General features: G+C 34.7%; 13 protein-coding genes and 3 pseudogenes. 11 read left to right on the top strand and 5 right to left on the bottom strand.

Annotated elements, in window-relative coordinates:
- Window positions 1-6: 6 nt before the first annotated feature.
- From AAGD79_RS06305 to rsmD, 5 genes are all read left to right on the top strand, one after another.
- Window positions 7-2,394, top strand: a complete 2,388-nt coding sequence (locus AAGD79_RS06305; protein WP_341811321.1) for a type IV secretion system protein — start codon at window positions 7-9, stop codon at window positions 2,392-2,394.
- Window positions 2,391-5,357 (top strand): type IV secretion system protein, encoded by a 2,967-nt coding sequence (locus tag AAGD79_RS06300; protein WP_341811320.1) that lies wholly within the window; start codon window positions 2,391-2,393, stop codon window positions 5,355-5,357. Before AAGD79_RS06305 ends, AAGD79_RS06300 begins: the two co-directional genes overlap by 4 nt.
- 89 nt (window positions 5,358-5,446) lie before the next feature.
- Window positions 5,447-9,169, top strand: a complete 3,723-nt coding sequence (locus AAGD79_RS06295) for a type IV secretion system protein (RefSeq protein ID WP_341811319.1) — start codon at window positions 5,447-5,449, stop codon at window positions 9,167-9,169.
- Entirely contained in the window at window positions 9,159-9,791 is a 633-nt protein-coding gene (locus AAGD79_RS06290) for a hypothetical protein (protein ID WP_341811318.1), read from the top strand. The genes AAGD79_RS06295 and AAGD79_RS06290 overlap by 11 nt, the downstream gene beginning before the upstream one ends.
- 122 nt (window positions 9,792-9,913) lie before the next feature.
- A complete protein-coding gene (rsmD, locus tag AAGD79_RS06285) occupies window positions 9,914-10,462 on the top strand; it encodes a 16S rRNA (guanine(966)-N(2))-methyltransferase RsmD (protein WP_010082416.1) in 549 nt (182 codons plus the stop codon).
- Here the strand turns inward: rsmD and AAGD79_RS06280 are convergent.
- Genes AAGD79_RS06280 through AAGD79_RS06270 form a run of 3 tightly spaced genes read right to left on the bottom strand, consistent with a single transcriptional unit; the run spans window position 10,459 to window position 12,907 of the window.
- Window positions 10,459-10,752 (bottom strand): hypothetical protein, encoded by a 294-nt coding sequence (locus AAGD79_RS06280; RefSeq protein WP_264702924.1) that lies wholly within the window; start codon window positions 10,750-10,752, stop codon window positions 10,459-10,461. The genes rsmD and AAGD79_RS06280 overlap by 4 nt on opposite strands.
- Before the next feature lie 4 nt (window positions 10,753-10,756).
- The gene (locus AAGD79_RS06275) at window positions 10,757-11,347 is read right to left on the bottom strand and encodes a COQ9 family protein (protein ID WP_265043245.1); all 591 of its coding nucleotides are present in this window, start codon (window positions 11,345-11,347) and stop codon (window positions 10,757-10,759) included.
- A 6-nt stretch (window positions 11,348-11,353) separates the two neighbouring features.
- Window positions 11,354-12,907, bottom strand: coding sequence for a UDP-N-acetylmuramoyl-L-alanine--D-glutamate ligase (locus tag AAGD79_RS06270; protein WP_341811317.1), 1,554 nt, complete (start codon window positions 12,905-12,907; stop codon window positions 11,354-11,356).
- 557 nt (window positions 12,908-13,464) lie between these two features.
- Between AAGD79_RS06270 and AAGD79_RS06265 the strand changes: the two genes are divergently transcribed.
- The 5 genes and pseudogenes from AAGD79_RS06265 to AAGD79_RS06245 all read left to right on the top strand — a co-directional run bounded on the left by AAGD79_RS06265 (window position 13,465) and on the right by AAGD79_RS06245 (window position 17,051).
- Complete coding sequence (locus AAGD79_RS06265) at window positions 13,465-13,701, top strand: hypothetical protein (protein ID WP_341811316.1); 237 nt, start codon at window positions 13,465-13,467, stop codon at window positions 13,699-13,701.
- Window positions 13,702-14,312: 611 nt separating this feature from the next.
- Window positions 14,313-14,675, top strand: coding sequence for a ferredoxin family 2Fe-2S iron-sulfur cluster binding protein (locus AAGD79_RS06260; protein WP_264722965.1), 363 nt, complete (start codon window positions 14,313-14,315; stop codon window positions 14,673-14,675).
- A complete protein-coding gene (locus AAGD79_RS06255) occupies window positions 14,668-15,708 on the top strand; it encodes a hypothetical protein (protein ID WP_341811315.1) in 1,041 nt (346 codons plus the stop codon). Before AAGD79_RS06260 ends, AAGD79_RS06255 begins: the two co-directional genes overlap by 8 nt.
- A complete protein-coding gene (locus tag AAGD79_RS06250; protein ID WP_182309927.1) occupies window positions 15,692-16,078 on the top strand; it encodes a cytochrome c-type biogenesis protein CcmH in 387 nt (128 codons plus the stop codon). The genes AAGD79_RS06255 and AAGD79_RS06250 overlap by 17 nt, the downstream gene beginning before the upstream one ends.
- Before the next feature lie 108 nt (window positions 16,079-16,186).
- Window positions 16,187-17,051 (top strand): annotated as a pseudogene (locus tag AAGD79_RS06245) (IS982 family transposase).
- A 353-nt stretch (window positions 17,052-17,404) separates the two neighbouring features.
- Here the strand turns inward: AAGD79_RS06245 and AAGD79_RS06240 are convergent.
- Together AAGD79_RS06240 and AAGD79_RS06235 are read right to left on the bottom strand one after the other, a co-directional pair.
- Window positions 17,405-17,653 (bottom strand): transposase, encoded by a 249-nt coding sequence (locus AAGD79_RS06240; RefSeq protein ID WP_182309100.1) that lies wholly within the window; start codon window positions 17,651-17,653, stop codon window positions 17,405-17,407.
- An 11-nt stretch (window positions 17,654-17,664) separates the two neighbouring features.
- Window positions 17,665-18,478 (bottom strand): annotated as a pseudogene (locus AAGD79_RS06235) (IS982 family transposase).
- A 133-nt stretch (window positions 18,479-18,611) separates the two neighbouring features.
- Between AAGD79_RS06235 and AAGD79_RS06230 the strand changes: the two are divergent.
- A pseudogene (locus AAGD79_RS06230) lies at window positions 18,612-18,884 on the top strand (transposase); the annotation flags it as partial.
- Window positions 18,885-19,214: the final 330 nt, after the last annotated feature.

The raw sequence follows: 19,214 nt of genomic DNA, 5'->3' as shown, positions 1-19,214 counted from the left end.
GGATTTATGCTAAAATTTTTGCTGATAATACCGTTTTTTTTTCTGTCAGGCTGCGGGGAACATCACTGTATTAAGCCAGAAAATTTATCAGGTTTGCGTGAAAAACTAGATATAGTGTCAACAGAGCAGAAATGGGTTGATTCTGGTGTTAATATCTCAGATAGAATGAGAGTAACAGAGATTGATATAGTGCCTAGTAAGGTTAATTTTTGTCCTAAGCAGTATGCAGATTTTGCAATTGGGCCTGGGAGAAATGACGTTGCATTACCATTTGCACTTAAAAAAGGCGATACGATAAGCTTTAGTGTGATTGGAAGTAAAGTGTGTAAAGATAAAGAGAGTGAGACAAAAATCAGGTATTTGAAAATCGACGAAAAGTGTAGCGAGCAAGAAACGGAACATTTTGCACATGTTTTAAATCAAGAGAAATGCCAAGGTGGCAAGGATGGGATATGTCCTAATAAATATATAATAGGCGATGCGCAATGGTTGAGTGGAAGAGAGTACTGGTTTTCCAAGTTAGATCAAGATGAAAGAAAAAAGGAAATTGAAAATATTATTAACTCTATAAAACAAGGAGAGAATATAGATTGCAGCAAGCTTTCAGAGAGCAGTGCAAGTAAGATAGATACGCACATTTTAAATTCACTCTGTAGACGTATATGTAAATTTTCTTCTGGTCGTAGAGGCGAGGATTGCGTGTATATTGAATATAATAATATAGAAATTGAGCTATTCAATGCTTTAAATTCTAGTGGTGAATCTGTTGTTGCTGAAATTATTAGTAACGTATTAAAGGGAAAACAGGTAAAAACTGACATTACATTTCTAAAAGTTGGTATGGATAATGAAACTCTTGAACACATTCCAGGTGGTGGTTTATGTACTAGTTGTGATCATAAGATGGAGAATGACCATCAAATACCAAGTTTAACTTTTAGTCTATGTAGCAGAAATGACAAGAGCTGCTACAATACAAATGACAAAGGCGGGTTCAACATAAGAGTAACGAAGAACCATAGTCTGGAAAATAGCTTGTATATAAGTGTTTCCGATAAATTCCCTGAGCATAAGCCTGGTGAAAATCAAGCGGATATATCTGTATATATCAGCAAAGTTCATGACATGGAAAACTTGAAAGGAAAATTAAAAGACAAAACAGGCACCATATATTATGGAATAAGAGACCATGGCTGCGATTACAAAAATGAAGGTCAGTTTAGTATTAACCTAACAACTAAAGAGCCACCTACAAAAACTTTTAGTGCAATATATAATTTCTTTGATGAAAAAGTGAAAACTGCATTTTTCGGCTCTAATTATAAAGACCCTAACGCAATTCACTCTGATACTAGTCCTGTAAAGTCTCTTTACGAAAGTTTTATAAAATCAAGCAGAACAAATACCATTAGATCTACTATAATATCACTATTAGTACTATATATAATCTTATATACTCTTTATTACTTTTTTGGATTAACTCATATTTCTATATATGAGTTTTTAATTATATGCGTAAAGATAGGAATCATCGCTCAGCTATTGCAGGATAATAGCTGGGACTTTTTTTATAACAACGCATTCTCTATATTTATTAACACTCCAAAACAACTAATAGAAATAGCAAATTTTAGAGGCACTACTTCAAATGTTTTTGAGTTTCTTGATTTGCCGCTCAATAGGTTCTTGTCATCGCATTCAGTATTGTTAATAGTATCTCTTATATTTTCTGGCCCTTTGGGCATTGTATCTTTTTGCTTGGTGATTTGGGGTTTAATCACAGTGAGCTTATCTATTTTTAATGCCTTATTTTCTTTTATTACATCTATAGCAATAGTTGCGTTATTACTTTCTTTAGCACCTATTTTTATTATTTGTCTTTTATTTGCGTATACTAGGCAGATGTTTCAAAACTGGGTTAAAAATTTAGCAAGATTTGCAATTCATCCAGTGGTCCTTTTAATTTTTATATCACTGATAAGTCAGGTTATGGATTATATTGTGTATTCAGTATTTGATTTTGAGGTCTGCTCTACATGTATACTTAATATTAACCTAAAGATTTTTAACCCTTGTATTTTTTATGGTTATGCTTCCAAATATACACCTAATATTACCGCTATGATGGCTTTTGTTATTTTGGGACACGCTATGAAAGCTTTAGTTGAAGCTTCTTCGGCAATATCTGACTCGTTGTTTGGTGCTTATGTAGCAAGCGAACCTGGAAGACAGTATCAACAAAGCTTAATGGGAACAGTAGGGTTAGATGAACAAAGTGTTCAAAGAAGAGAAAGAGGAGATGCCTCTCAACAGTCAGGTACGTCAAGACCTCAAATACCACAAGGGACTCAAAGGTCAACGCCTCAGATACCACAACCAGGAAGACAGCAATGATAAGTAAAAGATCACTATTATTGATACTGTGTCTTGCAATCACTGGTTGTAATATGGATTGTGTCGAGCCTGGGTTGCAGAGCAAAAACACCAGCGTTAATGTGGATGTTCCAGTTCGTAAAGCCGATAAAATTCATTGGGTTGATTCTGGTCAGGTAATTAGTCAGGGTGAGAAAATCAAATTCACCCTCGATGGATCAGTAAATTTTTGCCCTTTTAAAGAAGACAAAAATCCAAGGAAAGTACTTGTGCCAGCTAGCTTTTGTGCTGATGGCTCAGAACCAAATTATAGTAAGGCTGCGGATATTAATAGTGTACCTAACAATTATGGTGTTAATGAAAGTAAAAACGAACTATGTGGTGGCAAAGGATTTGGCAGCAATAGACGTTATGTGGACACTGGAATTAAAGTAAATCCTGGTGACAAGTTAAGCTTCAGCTTAGTTCCCAGAAAAATAACAATTGATTACGACAATCCAGAAGGGAAAGGCATCAATTTTGATGACAATTGTTATAAAGCTGTAGAAAATGATCGTAAGGAAACTGTATATAAGAAAGCTACAGTGAGTGAAGTACATCAGGGGGGAGAGTTTTTTTGTGATGGTAAAGATGGTACAAAAAATAAAATACAATTTTTACCTCTTGATAAAACAAAAGCAAAGGAAAGCAAAGTGCTAGTTGGCAATGGGTATACCCCATATGATAATAAGGTGCATTTTAATAAAGGTTATATTCAAGACAACGAACCATGGGTATATGGTTCACTACTTGATTTACGCCGCGCTAAAATAGGATTGAACGAGTTATGTGATGGAAAAAACTGTAGTCTTGATGAGAGAAAAAAGTACTCCTCCTATGAGCTTAACTGCTACCATCAAAATATATGCTATACTGAGAAGGGTATATGGAACTATGGTTTAGGTCAAGCAGGAGAACGGAACTGTGTCTCCTCTATAAGGTATAAGAAGTACGATAAAGGAAATAAATGTGATATGTATTCTTATCTAGAAAAAATGGAAGGGAATGTTAAAGCAGGTAGTTTTACTGAAGATGATAAATCTTGGGCTGAGGCTCTTGTTGCAAAAATTGGTGATCCTGATGATAAAAATACCGCTAAAGGTATTCAATGTCTTCCAAATAAAGAGGGTGCAAAAGGGGATAATATGTGTTCGCAAATTGGCGATAACAATAAATTCGAGGATTTTTCTCTGGAATTGAACAATGATTATCCAGTAAATGACGAGGTAACGCCCGGTAGCAGTGTGATGCTTGCCATTGCAGATTATGGTCACTATGGAGCTAATAGAGGTGGGTACCATGTTAAAGTGACTAGATCGTGTGAATATATCAATGGCAAAAAACTGTATGTGTATTTGGGTGATAACCCGCCAGGGGATCCATCTGCTCCAAAGACTAATGATTTCAAAAAAGTAGAGAACTTAGATAAAACAAAGGATAAGGTATATTATATAATAGATGGAGGTCTTTTAACAGATGAATGCAAAGACAAAAAACCTATAACAGATGAATGCAAACCTAAGAAGATATATTTCGGCATCAATGTAAGCAACGTAGAGAAAGATGACATTACGGACAAAAATGGCAAATATTACGAAAACAATAAGTATAGTGTAACTTTATTTGTCAAAAGAAAAATTAATGATTTTATTTCATCGAATATAAACAAGATATTTGATTTTATGAAAAAAGAAGTAATTGGTGACAGCGTTAAAGATTCATACAAAGGATATATAAAAGGTCTTCTTCAGGGAGTAAGAGCTTTGCTTACTCTATACGTTATATTTACTGTCATTGGCTATATGCTTGGAACAATACAGCTAAGTAAATTTGATTTCATTGTAAGGATGTTCAAGATAGCATTTATAGCTTTTGCCTTTAGCGATAGAAGATGGGAACTCTTTGGTACAACTTTATCCAGACTTTTTGTAGATGGTAGCATTTATTTAGTTGATAGTTTTTCTGGCTATGTAGGAGAAGGGGAGAGAAAATTTGCATTCTTAGACTTGACAGCAGGAGTATTATTCACAGCAGAAACTTGGTTAAAGTTTTTATCATTGATGCTCTCTGGTCCTTTTGGCTTTATTGCATTTTGGGTAATATTCTGCGCTACTTATGCGTTTTTAAAATGCATTATTAGCGCTACGTTTAAATATGTAATATCTACTGTTCTAGTGGCGTTTTTACTGTCATTAACACCTTTATTTATCGTATTTATTCTATTTCAAAAGACTAAACCCTTGTTTGATAATTGGATAAAAACGTTGGCTCATGTTTCATTAGAACCAGTCATTTTATTTTCATTTTTATCTCTTTTAAATCAGTTGATGTATTCAGTTTTATATAACCTCACAAATTTTTCTGCATGCTATCAATGTTTAATTAGCGTAAATTTCTTATCGTATGATCTGTGCTTGATGAAATCAATACTGCCTCTTGGATACAGTCCTGGCACTAGCGTTGATGTTGCACTCAGTACCGGAGAAAGGGCTGGTGGACACTTTGCAGCATTACCTATAGACCTAATCCAGGCGTTTATATACCTCATTATTGCCGGTGCAATGGAAGCTTTTGTTTCTATATCGGAAACTATGGTACAAACACTATTTAGCTCTGGTTATGGAGTTACTGGAGGTGTTGGTACAGTTGCTAAGAGCGCATCGCAAGCTATGCTGTCAACCGTTGGCCTTGATGATAAGACCCAAAGTATGATACAGAGTATCAAGCAGAAAATGAGTAAAGATCGGGGAAAAATTGAGGCTAAATTACCTAACACACCAAAGCAACCAGACAAAAAAGAAGATTCTAAAGGAAGTTCTGATAAAACAACGAGTGATAGACCTAAAACATTAAAACAATCAGATCAGCAAAAAAATTCTGATGAAACAATAAGAAGTGATCCTAGTGCTAAAGCTAAAAACAAGGAAGAAAATGGAGAGGAGTAAGATATGAATGATGTTATGGAGTAACTAATTAAAAAGATATTTTAAGTAAAGTTTTAGAAATTTATTCTGTATTTGGAAAAAGTTTAGATATGCAATCACGTTTAGGCAAATGTTGGTTTAGGGTATTACTTCTTGCAGCTTATGTGCTGATCACAGGTTGTAGTAAGAACGATATGCCTTTTCCAAGGTGCATATCTGCTGACTATTTTGGTCCTGAACCTATTGCAGTAAGCGCTCATTTTTCAAGCGATCATGATGCTTTTATTCCAGAAGGTGAAGATGAAAGCGTTATTGATCCTGACACTGGTGAAATTAATTCTGGTTTTCACCATAACCAAGTGGTGAAGTGGAAAGATACTGGATTAGAAACCAATGGAGATAGCTTAATAGTGCGAGTAAATGGTGCATGGACATCTTGGAGTAATAATAACAAGAAGGAATCTAAAAAAGGCAGTTATACCTTACAAAGCTTGGAGCAGTTAAAATATGCAACTAAATTTGAAGGTAAACAAAGTGATAATAGTTTACCTAATTTTCACTTAGTTTGTAATGATTATAAACCTAGCATACAAAAATTTTCAAGTAAGTCTGATACAAGTTGCACTGTAAATTGCAAGTGCATTAATGAAGATGATAGCGCAAATACAGTATCACGTGGTGCTCCATGTTGGTTTACCAATGGTCATGGTGCTTATCTTTTGTTTCAAACGGGGAAAGATGATCCTAACGAAAATCTAAAGTTAATGCGCGATCCTCAATATCCTACTGTACATCTAGGTTACAACTCCGTGGCAGAAAATGGGAGCGGTCTTTTTACTTTAGACAGAGATAGCACTAAATTAAAAGACAGAAATTGTAACCCGGTGAAATTAAAAAAGGGATGGAAAATATATGTAAAAATATTAGATAGATATTACTTAGATAATGTAGGTGGCTACTCTTTTGAGTTCTTAAGTGGAGTGCAGCAGCCAAGTAGTTTTGGGTTTTTTGATTACATTTATCACTATCTAAAATGTGTATTATTGATTAACAAAAATTGTGAAAAGCATTTTAACAGTAACGATCCTGCAGCTGCACAAGCTATGTTCGAAAATATAGCTGAAAAAAGTACGAGCTTTCACAATTTTGTTCTTTCCTTGCTTGTTCTATTTGTAATGATTTCATCGCTTCTTTATCTTTTTGGCATGATACAAGAAACTAAGCACGATATGCTCATCAGAATGATGAAAATCACTCTAGTAATAGTGCTTATATCTCCTGGAAGTTTTAGATTTTTCTATGATCATTTTCTTGTTTTATTCGTTAAAGGTCTTGAACAATTGATAAGTATAATTACTAACTTTGCTCCCAACATGAACACCGGAAGTATTGCTCAAGGAGATGAAGCTAAGTTGTTTAGCTTCATGGAGGACATGTTCAATAAGTTTTTTGCTTATTCTGTTTGGAAAAAGTTTGCAGCGTTTTTGCATTACCAAATGTGGGCAAGCCTTCTTATGATACCGGCAATTTTCATAGGGATTGTGCTATACTTCTTGCTGTGCTTATATGCTTACATAATATTTCTCTCTGGTTTTATGGGTATAGCTTTTCTTATAGCCATTATGCCACTGTTTCTAATTTCTATTTTATTTTCACCGCTGAAAAGTCTATTTGAAGGTTGGATAAAATTCTGCATCAGCTTTTGTTTACAGTCGATTATGATATTTGCTCTCTTGTCATTACTGGCTTCCATTATAATGAATACCTTTTATAGGCAGTTAGGTTTTACTGTATGCTACAATAAATGGTTTGAGGTAAGGTTATGTGCTCCAAAATGGGTGTTTGGTGGTTTTTGTATCGTTGATAAGCAGTACTTTGGTTGGACCCCAGGGCAAATTTTCGTACCTTACACTCTTGGAGAAGCTTCTCCGCTGAACGTAGATAAGAACATAGAAGGTATAGAAAAGATAAGCAGAGAAGGTGGTACAATAAAATTTACTGGCGGTGCTGGGTATATCCCTCTTCCACCGGATTACATTGAAAAAGGGTTTCGTTATATAGATTATCCTTTCTTTAACCCAATTCCTGGTACTAAAGAGAATCCAGCAGACCATTATATTGCAGAAAGTGATATGGTAGTAGATAATAGCTGTAGTGTAAAAGATTTAGTGCGTTTAACAAATAGTTTATCCCATGCATCAGAAAAAGCTGATATCTTATTATTGATTAATAATATAAGTAAAAAGACAGAAATCTATTGTAAGCAGCCAGGAAATGAAAGCAGGTGTACTAATTACAAGGAAATCATAGAAAAAGTAATTCTACAGCCAAGTTTAAAAAGTGAAATAAAGTCTTTAGTGCAAGATATAATTAGACAAGATGGGAGCTGCCAATCACCTTATTTTTATAAGGTAAATAGAAACTATCAAGAAAATAGTGATTACCAAAGGGTGCAAGACATACAGAGAGGTTATTTAATCAATGCAGGGGAAATCTTTGTGTTATTCTTGCTTTCATTTTTAATGTTCTCCTTACGCACGTTCGTACAACAAATGGGCTCAAGTATCGCTGGTGGTGGATTCAGCGTTTACAATATATCTAGTATGTATTCTAAGCATTCTCCAAGCGCTACTGCACATGGCGACCCAGATGCGTCTTTTGTAAGTCAAATCTTATATTTTGGCAAATCAGCAGTGCAAGATAAAATTGGTGGAGGGTTAGAGTCTTTAGGCAGTTGGGCTACTCATTTACCGGATAGATTAGCTGGAGGTGCAGCTAATCTGCTGGGGAGAGTACCAAGAGTTGGAGGAGTGCTGAAATACGCTATTGATGTGCCACGTAAATTTGTAGGTGCTACTATTGAAGCAACGAAGTTTGCAACATCACCTAAAAATGACGTCGATAAGCTTGAGGAAAAAATTTACAAGGCATTTGGAGTTGATAAAGAAGATATTGCACATAGAAGGATTGGTAAATATTTAGATTATTATAAAGGATATGTAGGATCACATTTGGGCTACACAATAGAAGATGCTATGAAATTTACTTGGAAGCATGGCCTTGATTCTATAGGAAAGCATAGCTATGATCATAACCTACTCTATAGAGCAAAAGAATATAGGAGAGAGTTTTTAGAGAAGCTTCATGATTACACTATCGGCCGTAAGAGAGAACCAGAAAAAGACAATCCTGATCAATCAAATAAGGTAGAACGAGAGTTAGGCACGGAACTAGTAAGAGATAACCATGATCAGCCACTAGAAGAAGGCGACCCTCTTCGACTACGAGGGGGAGGTCAGCCAGATAAGGTAGTACGAGAACTAAGCACAGAACAAGAAGACAAGCCTAATCAACTACAGCATGATCAGCCAACAGAAGAAGATAAGCCTGATCAATCAAATGAAGTGACACGAAATTTAGGCACGGAACCAAAAGGCCCAGATGAAATTGATGATTTTGGATCTGCTTTTGAAGGTATGGAAAAACGTGCTGAAAGAGAAGGCAGAAGAAGTCAAAATAAAGTTTACAACCTCTCACCACTTTTTGAAATGAACACTCCAGAAGCTGTAGAAAAACGTGCTGAAAGAGCTAGAAGAAAAGAAGAAAGAGATCGAAAAGACGAAGTTTATAATCTTAAGCCTTTATTTAAAGAACCAAAAAATCCAGAAGAGTACGTTAAGGCACTTTTTGAAATGAATACCCAGGAAGCTATAAAAAAACGTGCTGAAAGAGAGGAAAAAAGAAATCGAGAAGACAGTAAAAGGAAATTACCGGAACCAATGAGGAAACCAGATGCAAAAGGAGATGAGAAGAGGATTGAAGATGAAGACTAATAAAAATTTCAAAGGCCTTGATTATTATAAATTGCAGCAAGACAAAGATGGCAACATAAAGTTAAATGACTACGACGACATTTTAAATGCGCGTAGGGCAAGGGTAGACTTGTTGCGGGATAACACATCACTTGACAAGGATGTCGATTTTGCTAAATTGAATAAAGCTTTGAGTGAGAAATTTGTAGATAATCATGGTTTATTGTCTGAATTTGATAAGGAAGACAAAGAGATTGCACAAGAAAGGCTTAAGATGTCTAATATTTTAGACAATCTTGATAATCTTGCAAACATTAAAAGTGAAGAGCTATTAGAGGTTAGTTTATTGCTATCAGACCTTAGCTTCATAGAGAGAAATGTTGTACTAAATACCGATCAGAATTCTGATCTTACAGAGTTTAAAAGTCTATTTATCGAAAAAAAGGCATCTGGTAAAGAGTATAGTGAAGAAGAATGTAGAGGCTTTCTTGATAATATAGATAAAATCAATACTATAATTAAGTTAGAATTAGAAAGTAGAATTGAAGGGATCAATCACGATGAAGGAAATAGTTATGGTGATTTACAAGATGAGATTGGTCAAGCAATAAATGCAACAGGCAAATCAGAAAAAGATAACTGATGAGTCTTGTGTTTGTGTTTTTCTTACAAGCGACTCGATAGCTTCTCTCTATTAAACTGCTAAAGCCATATTGACATTAATCATATAGTATAAATAATTAATTATTTTGGAGCTTATTTAGTATGCTACGCATCATTGCAGGCAAATATCGCGGAAGAAAAATAACTACAGGTAAGCATTTAGCTGCACGACCAACTATGAGTATTGTTCGAGAAGCAATATTTAGTATACTTTCCTCAAGAAAACCTATTTATAACTTGAATGTACTTGATTTGTTCTGCGGAAGTGGCTCTTTTTCATTTGAAGCGCTTTCTCGCGGCGCTAAACATGCATTCATGGTGGATTCAGATTATTACAATTTGCAACTGCCTAAAAAAACAGCAGAAGATTTTGGAATTACGGACAATGTTACGCTAATTTGCTGCAGTGCTAACTGCTTACCAAAACCTATTTCAAAATGCGACATAGTTTTTATAGACCCACCTTACAATAGCAATCTAGTTGAATCAACGTTGAATGGACTAGCTAACTCAGGCTGGTTAAGTGATGATGCATTGATAATTCTAGAGATTAGGAAAAACGAAGGTTTTGAGTGCAATAAAGACTTTAGTATAATCTTGGAACGTATTTACGGTATAGCAAGAATAATTTTTCTTTCTCTATCAACTTAAACTTGCATATACTTTTCATTGATGAGTTCCAGTTCTATTTTCGTCAAGTTTCCGGAGAAATTACTTATTCTGTACTGCCCTAGATCAAAATTTTTATTAAATTCAGAGTCTATTAAATATTCATGTGCTTCTTCAATAAATTTATTTTCTTTTTCTTCGTAACTGGTGTATTTTGTTGTACCATTATTATCCTCACGATAAACTAAATGTTCTTTATGATCAGCATGAATATTTTTATTTTCACAAACCTTTTCAGGATCGTGCTCAAGTACTTTTCTACCAACAATCAATAGCTTATAAGAAATTTCCTATGATTCCTTTTAAGCGAGTTTTGAATTTTTGAAATGTCATGACATTGTTGATACGGTTATCAAGAAACGATAAAGTATCCGCAAAATCTTCTGAATAATCATTGATAAAAAAAAGTATCGTACTTAAGTACACTCCAGCTAATATTGCTCTTTTTGTATAGTAGTTAAAATCTGTTGATTGGTCATGAATGCCATACCAAATCGCACTAATAGTTCTGTATAAAAGTTTACTAGAAAAATATGTATTTTTTGGTGATACAGAAAATAATAAAACATTTTTTAAAAGTTCTCTATAATTCGGTAGCTTAGCGTAGTTTGAAAGGCGTATTTGAATGGCTAACTTTACTCGCTCTCGCACTTTCATATCTTCTAAATTAGAATTTCTTAATTCAGCTTCCATTGAGCTATTTAAGTCCTCTGCTATGTGCTCCAAAGCGCTATATATTCCATTCTGAAATTTGCAAAAGCTATTAGCTAGATTAAGGTCAGTGCACACCTTTAATAGGGTTTCATCGCTTATCCCTTCAAATGGAATAACCCTAATTAGCTTATCTATTATTAACTTTTGTTCCACGCAACATCATACTAAACAGCATGTGTGATTGTACCTGAGATTTTCAAACATTCTACAAAATGCTTCACCACGTTCCTCGAAATTTTTCCATTGATCAAAAGAAGCACACGCGGGAGAAAGTAATATTGTTACTTCTTCTGCGCTATTTAAGGCCTCTTCAAAAGCCAATCTGAATGCATCTTCTAGATTGCAACATTTAACATAATCTACTTTATTCTCCATAACATTTGCAAAAGCTTCGGTTGATTCTCCAATAAGAAAAGCTTTTCTAACCCTTGTAAAATGCTTGCTTAATGATTCTATTCCACCTTTTTTGCTTCTTCCACCAGCGATCCAATTTATGTTTTCATAAGATAAGATCGCCTTTTCGCTCGATTTTGCATTAGTTGCTTTGCTATCGTTCACGAAAAACACATTTCTTATTTTGCCAAGCAGTTCATTCCTATGCCTCAGTCCTGAAAAGGACTTGATTCCATTGATAATAGTGTTGCTATCTACTCCAAGTACCTTACATACGGCATATGTGGCTGCTATGTTTTCTGCGTTGGATATTAGGTTTATTTTCACGTTGCTTACTGATAAGCTATGATTCTCTAGTTTTAACGAGATCTTCTGGATCCCAGTGCCCCTTTTGTCATCCAAGTAGCTGACACTGGGATCCAGATAATTTCGATCTATACCAGTAATCTGTTCACTATAATCAAGCAAATTGTTACCTGCCAATGATATTAGATCTCTTGCACCACCCTCTGTCATCTGAGTAGTTGGCAATGGTTTTTCTTTTCTGGATTCCAGCTTCACGCGCTGGAATGACATCGGGGAATATGTTACTGAGATTGGAATTTTGTCTCCAGTGAATTTGTTGAATATATCAGCAGTAATCTCATTGTCACATCCTATTACGGCAACCTCACTACCGTTTATCAGTTTTAATTTAGTTGCTATGTAGTTCTCCATACTTCCATGCCTATCTATGTGATCTGGTGTAATATTGAGCAGTGCTGAAATGTCCACGTTAATTTCATTCATCAACTCCAATTGAAAAGAGGAGAGTTCGATTACATAAATTTCTGCATCTCTTTCTAGATCCAAAACAGGAACGCCTAAATTTCCACCAATAGCTACTTTTTTCCCTGCAGATTTTAATATGTGCCCTATTAGTGATGTAGTGGTTGATTTACCATTTGTTCCTGTGACGCCTATTACCTTCTGGTTCGTAGTTTTAGCTTCAAGAAATAGCTCAATGTCTGATTTTATTTTGCAATCAAATCTCCTTGCAAGTTTTACTATCCAATGTGGCTCTGTTGGCACTCCAGGGCTTAAAACCAATGCACTGATCTCATGCCAATTGTATTCCTTGGGATGAATAAAATTACATTTTTTATACATCATTTTTGCATTTGCTATTTGCTCTTCATGATCATCCCATGCATATATTCTTGCACCACTCTTTGTTAGAGCGTTAATGGCGGATAAACCAGTTTTACCAAGACCAAAAACCGCGACGTTTTGATTTTTGTATTTGTTTAGTTGCACTGCTAGATAACTTATGCGAACCATTTTATAAAGATATCGTACAAATTACAACAGACTTCTTTCGTAGGTTACAACTGTCATTCAATAGAAACAAAAAACTTCCTTGACAAACTCCGCCAGCCCCCTTATCATGAAACTGAAGCTATTTATTTATCTTCGCAATCTGTGCAGGTTAATGACAAAAAACTTAGGGTATTTGGCGTCTCATGTTTAATTTTTCGCACTACGTGCATCGCATGTCTTTAAAAATTTCTGGGTTTTTACCTATATAAGCCGAAACGCGCTTACAAAGCGTTTAAGACAGCAAAAAACGTCAAATTAACAAGGGAGAATTTGAATGCTAGCTACTACGGGGTTTCTTTGCCTTTTTTCCTGCTTAGTAAATTTCTTAAACACTTGCGGTGTAGGTTAGTTGCAAGTTAAAAGCAGCTAAATCGCTCTTAATCAAGCGTTTTAGAATAAAAAAACGCCGATATTTTAGTACATGGTAAATAGCCAACCACCACGGGGTTTCTTTTGCCTTTTTTTTCATTTGGTAAATTTCTTAATGTTTGTAGCTAAAGCAACTTAAGAGACCGAAAATGGTCAGTGCTCCTATGATGTCATTCCAGTGCTTGACACTGGAATCCAGTTTTCCATATAATCTCATTGAAAATGTTGTAACCACTTTCTGTGCTAGTTTGCTTGCTTACAAGCAAACTTTCCTGGATCCCAGTGGGCTTTGTTGCATCGCTACTTATGAAAGGCTAACTATAGTTAGGATTATAAGCAACCTATTGAAAATCTTGTTTTTTTGCAATCAATCTGATCAAATTTAAGAATAGTAATTTGTTATTTATATTAATAAATTTAATTCTATTGAAAATAGCTAAAGCATTGAAATTCTTGAATTTTAGCCGGATTGGTAAATGGTAGTGAAATTTCTTTTACTCAAATTTATAGCCTTTCTTATAATAGTCCGAATGCGATAAGATATGTGTTTATGGCTATAGCAGGCCAGTAGCATATTACGGTCTGTTCGGATTATTGTAAAAAGAGCTATAGGTATTCATTGACCGTTCTTGTTATAAATACCAGAATAATAAGCTACTGATATTCCCTATCTTTTTTATCTTTAATCCATCATAGCTAGCGATGCAACAAAGCCATCCCAGTGTCAAGCACTGGGATGACGAGAAAGGAGCACTGGAATGACATCATAGGGGCGCTGCCATCATAAAGGAACCAGTGTCAGCTACTTGAATGACATCATAGGGGCGCTGGGATGACACCCTGACAATCGTCATCCCGCTGCTTGTTAGCGGGATCTATGCTAAAGGAGATACTTGGATAACAAGAAATATAGGCACTGGAATTGCAAAGAGTTTGCAAATATTAGTTATTACCTGTAGGATATAGAGAAATTAGTAAGGATTTTAATAGGAATAATATGCCATCTGTTACTTTTATTTTACCTGATGGGAGTAAGAAAAGCTATGAAGCTGCAGAGGGAGAAACTCTGCTCAATTTAGCCCATAGAAGTGCTCCAGATCTGCTTGAAGGTGCATGTGAAGGTTCTCTTGCTTGCTCTACATGCCATGTAATTGTTGATCCAAAGTTTTATAATGCTGTAGAAATACATAACCCTATATCTGATGAGGAAAATGATATGTTAGACCTAGCTTTCGGCTTAACAGAGACGTCGAGGCTTGGATGCCAAATAAAAATTACAAAAGATATCGACGGCTTGTGTGTAACCATACCAAGGGGTACAAGAAACATATCATTAGATAAACAGGGGAATCATGCGTAAGATTTTTATCTATATTATCGTCTCTTTACTTTTGTTTATTCCTGTAGCGTATAGTGGTTTTTGGTATTTTTCTGCATGTAGGGTAAAAAATCTTTTAGCTGAAACAATACTATACATTAACGACGAAAAATTTGATATTTCACATGATTTTAGTGGATTTCCTTCTAACCTAATTTTCCGTGTGACAAACCCAAAATTTTCCAATGAGCAATTAACCATCTCATCTGATGCTTTATTGATAAAAAATAGATTGTTTGATAAATCAGTATATATCTACATACCAAGCAATGAAGTCAACATTGCTGTTCATGATGATGAGAAAAAGAATATAAAATGCCACACAAACGATAGCAGCCACTTTGTTGTTAGATTAAACGATTTACCATCTTCATTGCGATTCAACAGAAATAGTACCGTGATAGACTATATAGGTACACTTCGTTACGAAGATTATGGATTAAAATGTGATGTTTCAGAAAATCAGCAAAGTGTTATAACTGAAGTGAATGATAAAAGTAATTACATTCAATTTTACCTCGATAAAGAACTGAGTGGAAATGCTAAGCTAGGATTTGATTTGTATACTTATCGGTATAAAAATACTGCAAGTCCTGAAAGTTACCTTAGTATCGACACTAAATTTGATTATGAATTTGTAAACGACATCTCAGCTTCCAGAATTAATTTCAATATAGAGAAATTTTTGATTCAAAGTAATAATTTTTCTTTTGCTGCAGATGGTGGGGTAAACAATTACAACTTAGTTACATATTCATTTAAAGACAAAATCAACGTGGCTATATCAAATTATAAAGAATTAATCTCGTTTATGATTGGTGACTCAAAAACTTCAGATGCGTTCGAAAAATTAGTACCTTCCTTATCAGAAAAAACAACTGATAATGGCATTCAATTTTCAATAAAGTACGATGATGATGTAGGGTCAAGCTTTATTGGAAAGTTATCCATCACTGATTTTATGAACCAACTCAGTAAAATAATCCAATTAACCAAGAATGAGAATAGTAATTAGCTTACTTTTCATATTGATATTCCACTCAGGCGTAAACGCTTTTACTCTGGATAATAAACTCAGAGATAAAAGCATGGAAAAACGAGCAACCAGTTTATTTGAAATAATAAGGTGTCCAATATGTTCTGGCGAATCATTGTCTGAATCTGGATCTCAGATCGCGTATGATATGCGAGAAGCAATTCGTAAAAAAATCAATGATGGATACACAGATGAAGAGATAATCTCAGAGTTAAAAAATTCTTACGGCAATTCAATTATAATCGTACCACCTATAAAATCTAGCACTTACATTTTGTGGTTTATTCCACTTACAACTCTGCTTATTGGGTGTTTTTTAATACAAAGATACATCAATACAACCACTTAAACCTTTTATATACCCCAGTTATGGATTAGAAAACAGATAAAAGTAGAATTAATAAAGAGGGAAATAGGGTAAACTCAAGTATTTTAACAATAATTTAAGAGGTTACCCATGAAGAAAGATATTACAGAACTTTACTGCTGCGTCGAGGATTTTTGTCGTGTAGTAGATGAAAATTTTGCAAATAAGTTCTTATCAAATGGCAAAAAACCAACCAGAGTACCAGAAATAGCGCACTCAGAAATGCTAACCATAATCCTGTTATACCACCAATCGCCATGTAAAAACTTCAAGGCTTTTTATCTTTGTTACCTTAAGTTACTCTATAGATCAGAATTTTCAAAGATGCCTTCATATCACAGATTTATTGCCTTAAAGCCGAGAGTTTTACGGTATTTAGCATTACTTCTTCAATGGTTCTGCGAACAAGCGAAAATGACAGGTACTTCCTACATTGACACTTCTACGATTGCCATTTGCCACAAGAAAAGGATCTCTAGGAACAAAGTTTTTGATGGTTTAGCAGAAATTGGTAAGAGCACGTATGGTTGGTTTTTTGGCTTTAAATTGCACTTGGTGATTAACGAAATTGGAGAAATTCAATCACTTACTCTAACCAAAGGTAACGTTGATACCTGTGCCAAATTTAACTAAGAAATTGACTGGATTATTGTTTGGAGATAAAGGATATATCAAAAAAGATCTTTTTCACGAATTATTCGATAGAGGGTTAAAGCTTGTAACCAGTATAAAAAAGGGTATGAAAAACTCATTAATGGCGCTAAATGAGAAGATTTTGTTAAGAAAAAGATCGATTATTGAGACAGTCTTTGGTTGTTTAAAAAATAAATTTGAGCTTGAACATACACGGCACAGATCGCCAATAAATTTTCTGGTACATATTTTTTCTACATTAATTTCATATTCCATGCAGTCAAAAAAGCCTTCTATTTCTAAGCCTTACTGTGTTGGTTAATCCATAACTGGGGTTTATATATAGCTAAAGTGACTTAGGTTCTCTAATTGCACATAAGTCAACAATAATTTTCACACAAATCAAAACAGCATATCTTCTCCATAATCCTTGGTAATTTTACATAAGTTAAAAGTAGCATATGGTTCTTTCCGCGGTCTGAGATGACAATAAATTTGTCAAGCCGCATTATACTTGTTAGGCGGAAGTGGACGGCAACATATTTACCACGAAGTCTAACTAAGTTCTTGCTTGTCCCTTCCATCGGCATTGCTATCTTTATTTTCAATAAAATTATTGTCCTATGCTCTTTTGATGTTTGTTGATAATAAAATTCTGTTTTATCAACCAACATCCTATGCATAATTACAGCTAATTTTCTTGCTACTGCTACAATTGCTTTTTTCATTCCTTTTTTCTTCGCAACCCCAGTTTTTTAATTTAAATGTCCTCTTGGTAACTGTAAGCATTGTTTGTGCAGCTTCATATAACATACTTCTACATTCCGCTGGTCCCATCTTTGATATGCTGCCATGCCGATCAACTTCTCCAGAAGAATATTGCCTTGGTGTCAACCCTATATACCCCAGTTGCGGATTAGCCAACGAAGTAAAGCTTAGAAATGCAGCGGCTGTATGGAATATGAAACAAGCGTAGAAAAAATGTGTACCAAAAAATTTATCGGTGATCTATGGCGAGTATGCTCAATCTCAAATTTGTTTTTCAGAGAGCCAAAAACTGTCTCAATAATCGATCTTTTTCTTAACAAAATCTTCTCATTTAGCGCCATTAATGAGTTTTTCATACCCTTTTTTATACTGGTTACAAGCTTTAACCCTCTATCGAATAATTCGTGAAAAAGATCTTTTTTGATATATCCTTTATCTCCAAACAATAATCCAGTCAATTTCTTAGTTAAATTTGGCACAGGTATCAACGTTGCCTTTTGTCACCGTAACCCCTTGAATTTCGCCAGTTTCGTTGATTACTAGATGTACCGAAAAACCACCCATAAGTAGTCTTTCCAATCTTTGCCAACCCTTTGAAAACTTTGTTTCTCGAGGTCCTTTTTGGATGGCAAACAGCGATAGATTATGTACGAAATCCCTGTCACTTTTGACTGTTCGCAAAACCATTGCATTAAGAGCGCTAAATACCATAAAACCCGCGATTTTAACCTGATAAACCTACTATAGGATGGCAATTTTGGAAACGCTGATTCGTATAATAATTTCAAATAATGCACATAGAAAATTTTAAAATTGTCGCACTTGATATAGCAATATTATGGTAAAAATCTCTGAATGCGTAATCTCTGGCGTCCTGGTTGGTTTTTTGCCACTTGGTAGAAGTTTTTCTGCAAAATTTTCATCGACTGTATTGCAAAAATCATCGACTATACAAAAGATTTCTGTTACTTTTTCTTTCATTGGTAACCTCCTATTTTAGGAATGAATATCAAATACCTCGGAGTTTACCCTATTTCCTTACCTTTTCTATTTTTTCTAATTTACAACTGGGGTTAGCAGTGCTGTGAGAATGGTTGAAAGCGCAAAAGAAAACCTCTCGGAAGTTAAAAATATACTGGTCGATGCAGGTTATACAGGAGAAAATTTTGCAACTCAAATAAAAACGATTATTGGAGCAACTGTAGAAGTAATAAAACGAAGTGAATTACATTCCTTTGCTGTATTGCCACAAAGATGGGTTGTAGAGCGATCTTTCGCTTGGTTAGAAAAATGCAGACGATTGTGGAAAAATTGCGAGCGAAAACTTAACACTAGCCTACAAATGGTCGTTCTTTCCTTCATTTCTCTTCTATTGAGAAGATTTTAAACAGGTTCTAAATCTTTATTTTAAAAATGTCATATTGACCACCGGTACCTGAAAATACTATTCCAATTGATCAGAGCTATCCATTTCCTTAATTTTTGTAACGTTGTCATAGGAGTACTATAACTTTAGTATCAACTATGTTTTATTGTTTTTGCATCTAAAAAAATTTAGCTTATTCAAGCAGCATTTTGCCTTTTTTTGGATGTAGGGATTTTTTAGGAATTGTCTTCTTGAATTCTATGGTATTTTGTTTAACATTGAAACAAGATTCCAGTGTCAGCTACTTGCATGACATTGTTGGTTAATGTTTTATGGCTTTACGATAGCTAT

It is taken from the genome of Wolbachia endosymbiont (group A) of Oxytorus armatus (genome assembly GCF_964027005.1).
Lineage (GTDB): Bacteria > Pseudomonadota > Alphaproteobacteria > Rickettsiales > Anaplasmataceae > Wolbachia > Wolbachia pipientis.
The sequence above is the reverse complement of the archived record's forward strand: the minus strand, read 5'-3'. Positions and strand labels throughout refer to the sequence as shown.

What these genes read in the sequence shown, in the direction of transcription:
- AAGD79_RS06255 (WP_341811315.1), top strand. Translation starts at nt 14,668, where the DNA reads ATGCGTAAGATTTTTATCTATATTATCGTCTCTTTACTTTTGTTTATT.
- AAGD79_RS06295 (WP_341811319.1), top strand. Translation starts at nt 5,447, where the DNA reads ATGCAATCACGTTTAGGCAAATGTTGGTTTAGGGTATTACTTCTTGCA.
- AAGD79_RS06265 (WP_341811316.1), top strand. Translation starts at nt 13,465, where the DNA reads ATGGTCAGTGCTCCTATGATGTCATTCCAGTGCTTGACACTGGAATCC.
- AAGD79_RS06250 (WP_182309927.1), top strand. Translation starts at nt 15,692, where the DNA reads ATGAGAATAGTAATTAGCTTACTTTTCATATTGATATTCCACTCAGGC.
- AAGD79_RS06300 (WP_341811320.1), top strand. Translation starts at nt 2,391, where the DNA reads ATGATAAGTAAAAGATCACTATTATTGATACTGTGTCTTGCAATCACT.
- AAGD79_RS06260 (WP_264722965.1), top strand. Translation starts at nt 14,313, where the DNA reads ATGCCATCTGTTACTTTTATTTTACCTGATGGGAGTAAGAAAAGCTAT.
- AAGD79_RS06290 (WP_341811318.1), top strand. Translation starts at nt 9,159, where the DNA reads ATGAAGACTAATAAAAATTTCAAAGGCCTTGATTATTATAAATTGCAG.
- AAGD79_RS06270 (WP_341811317.1), bottom strand. Translation starts at nt 12,907, where the DNA reads ATGGTTCGCATAAGTTATCTAGCAGTGCAACTAAACAAATACAAAAAT.
- rsmD (WP_010082416.1), top strand. Translation starts at nt 9,914, where the DNA reads ATGCTACGCATCATTGCAGGCAAATATCGCGGAAGAAAAATAACTACA.
- AAGD79_RS06305 (WP_341811321.1), top strand. Translation starts at nt 7, where the DNA reads ATGCTAAAATTTTTGCTGATAATACCGTTTTTTTTTCTGTCAGGCTGC.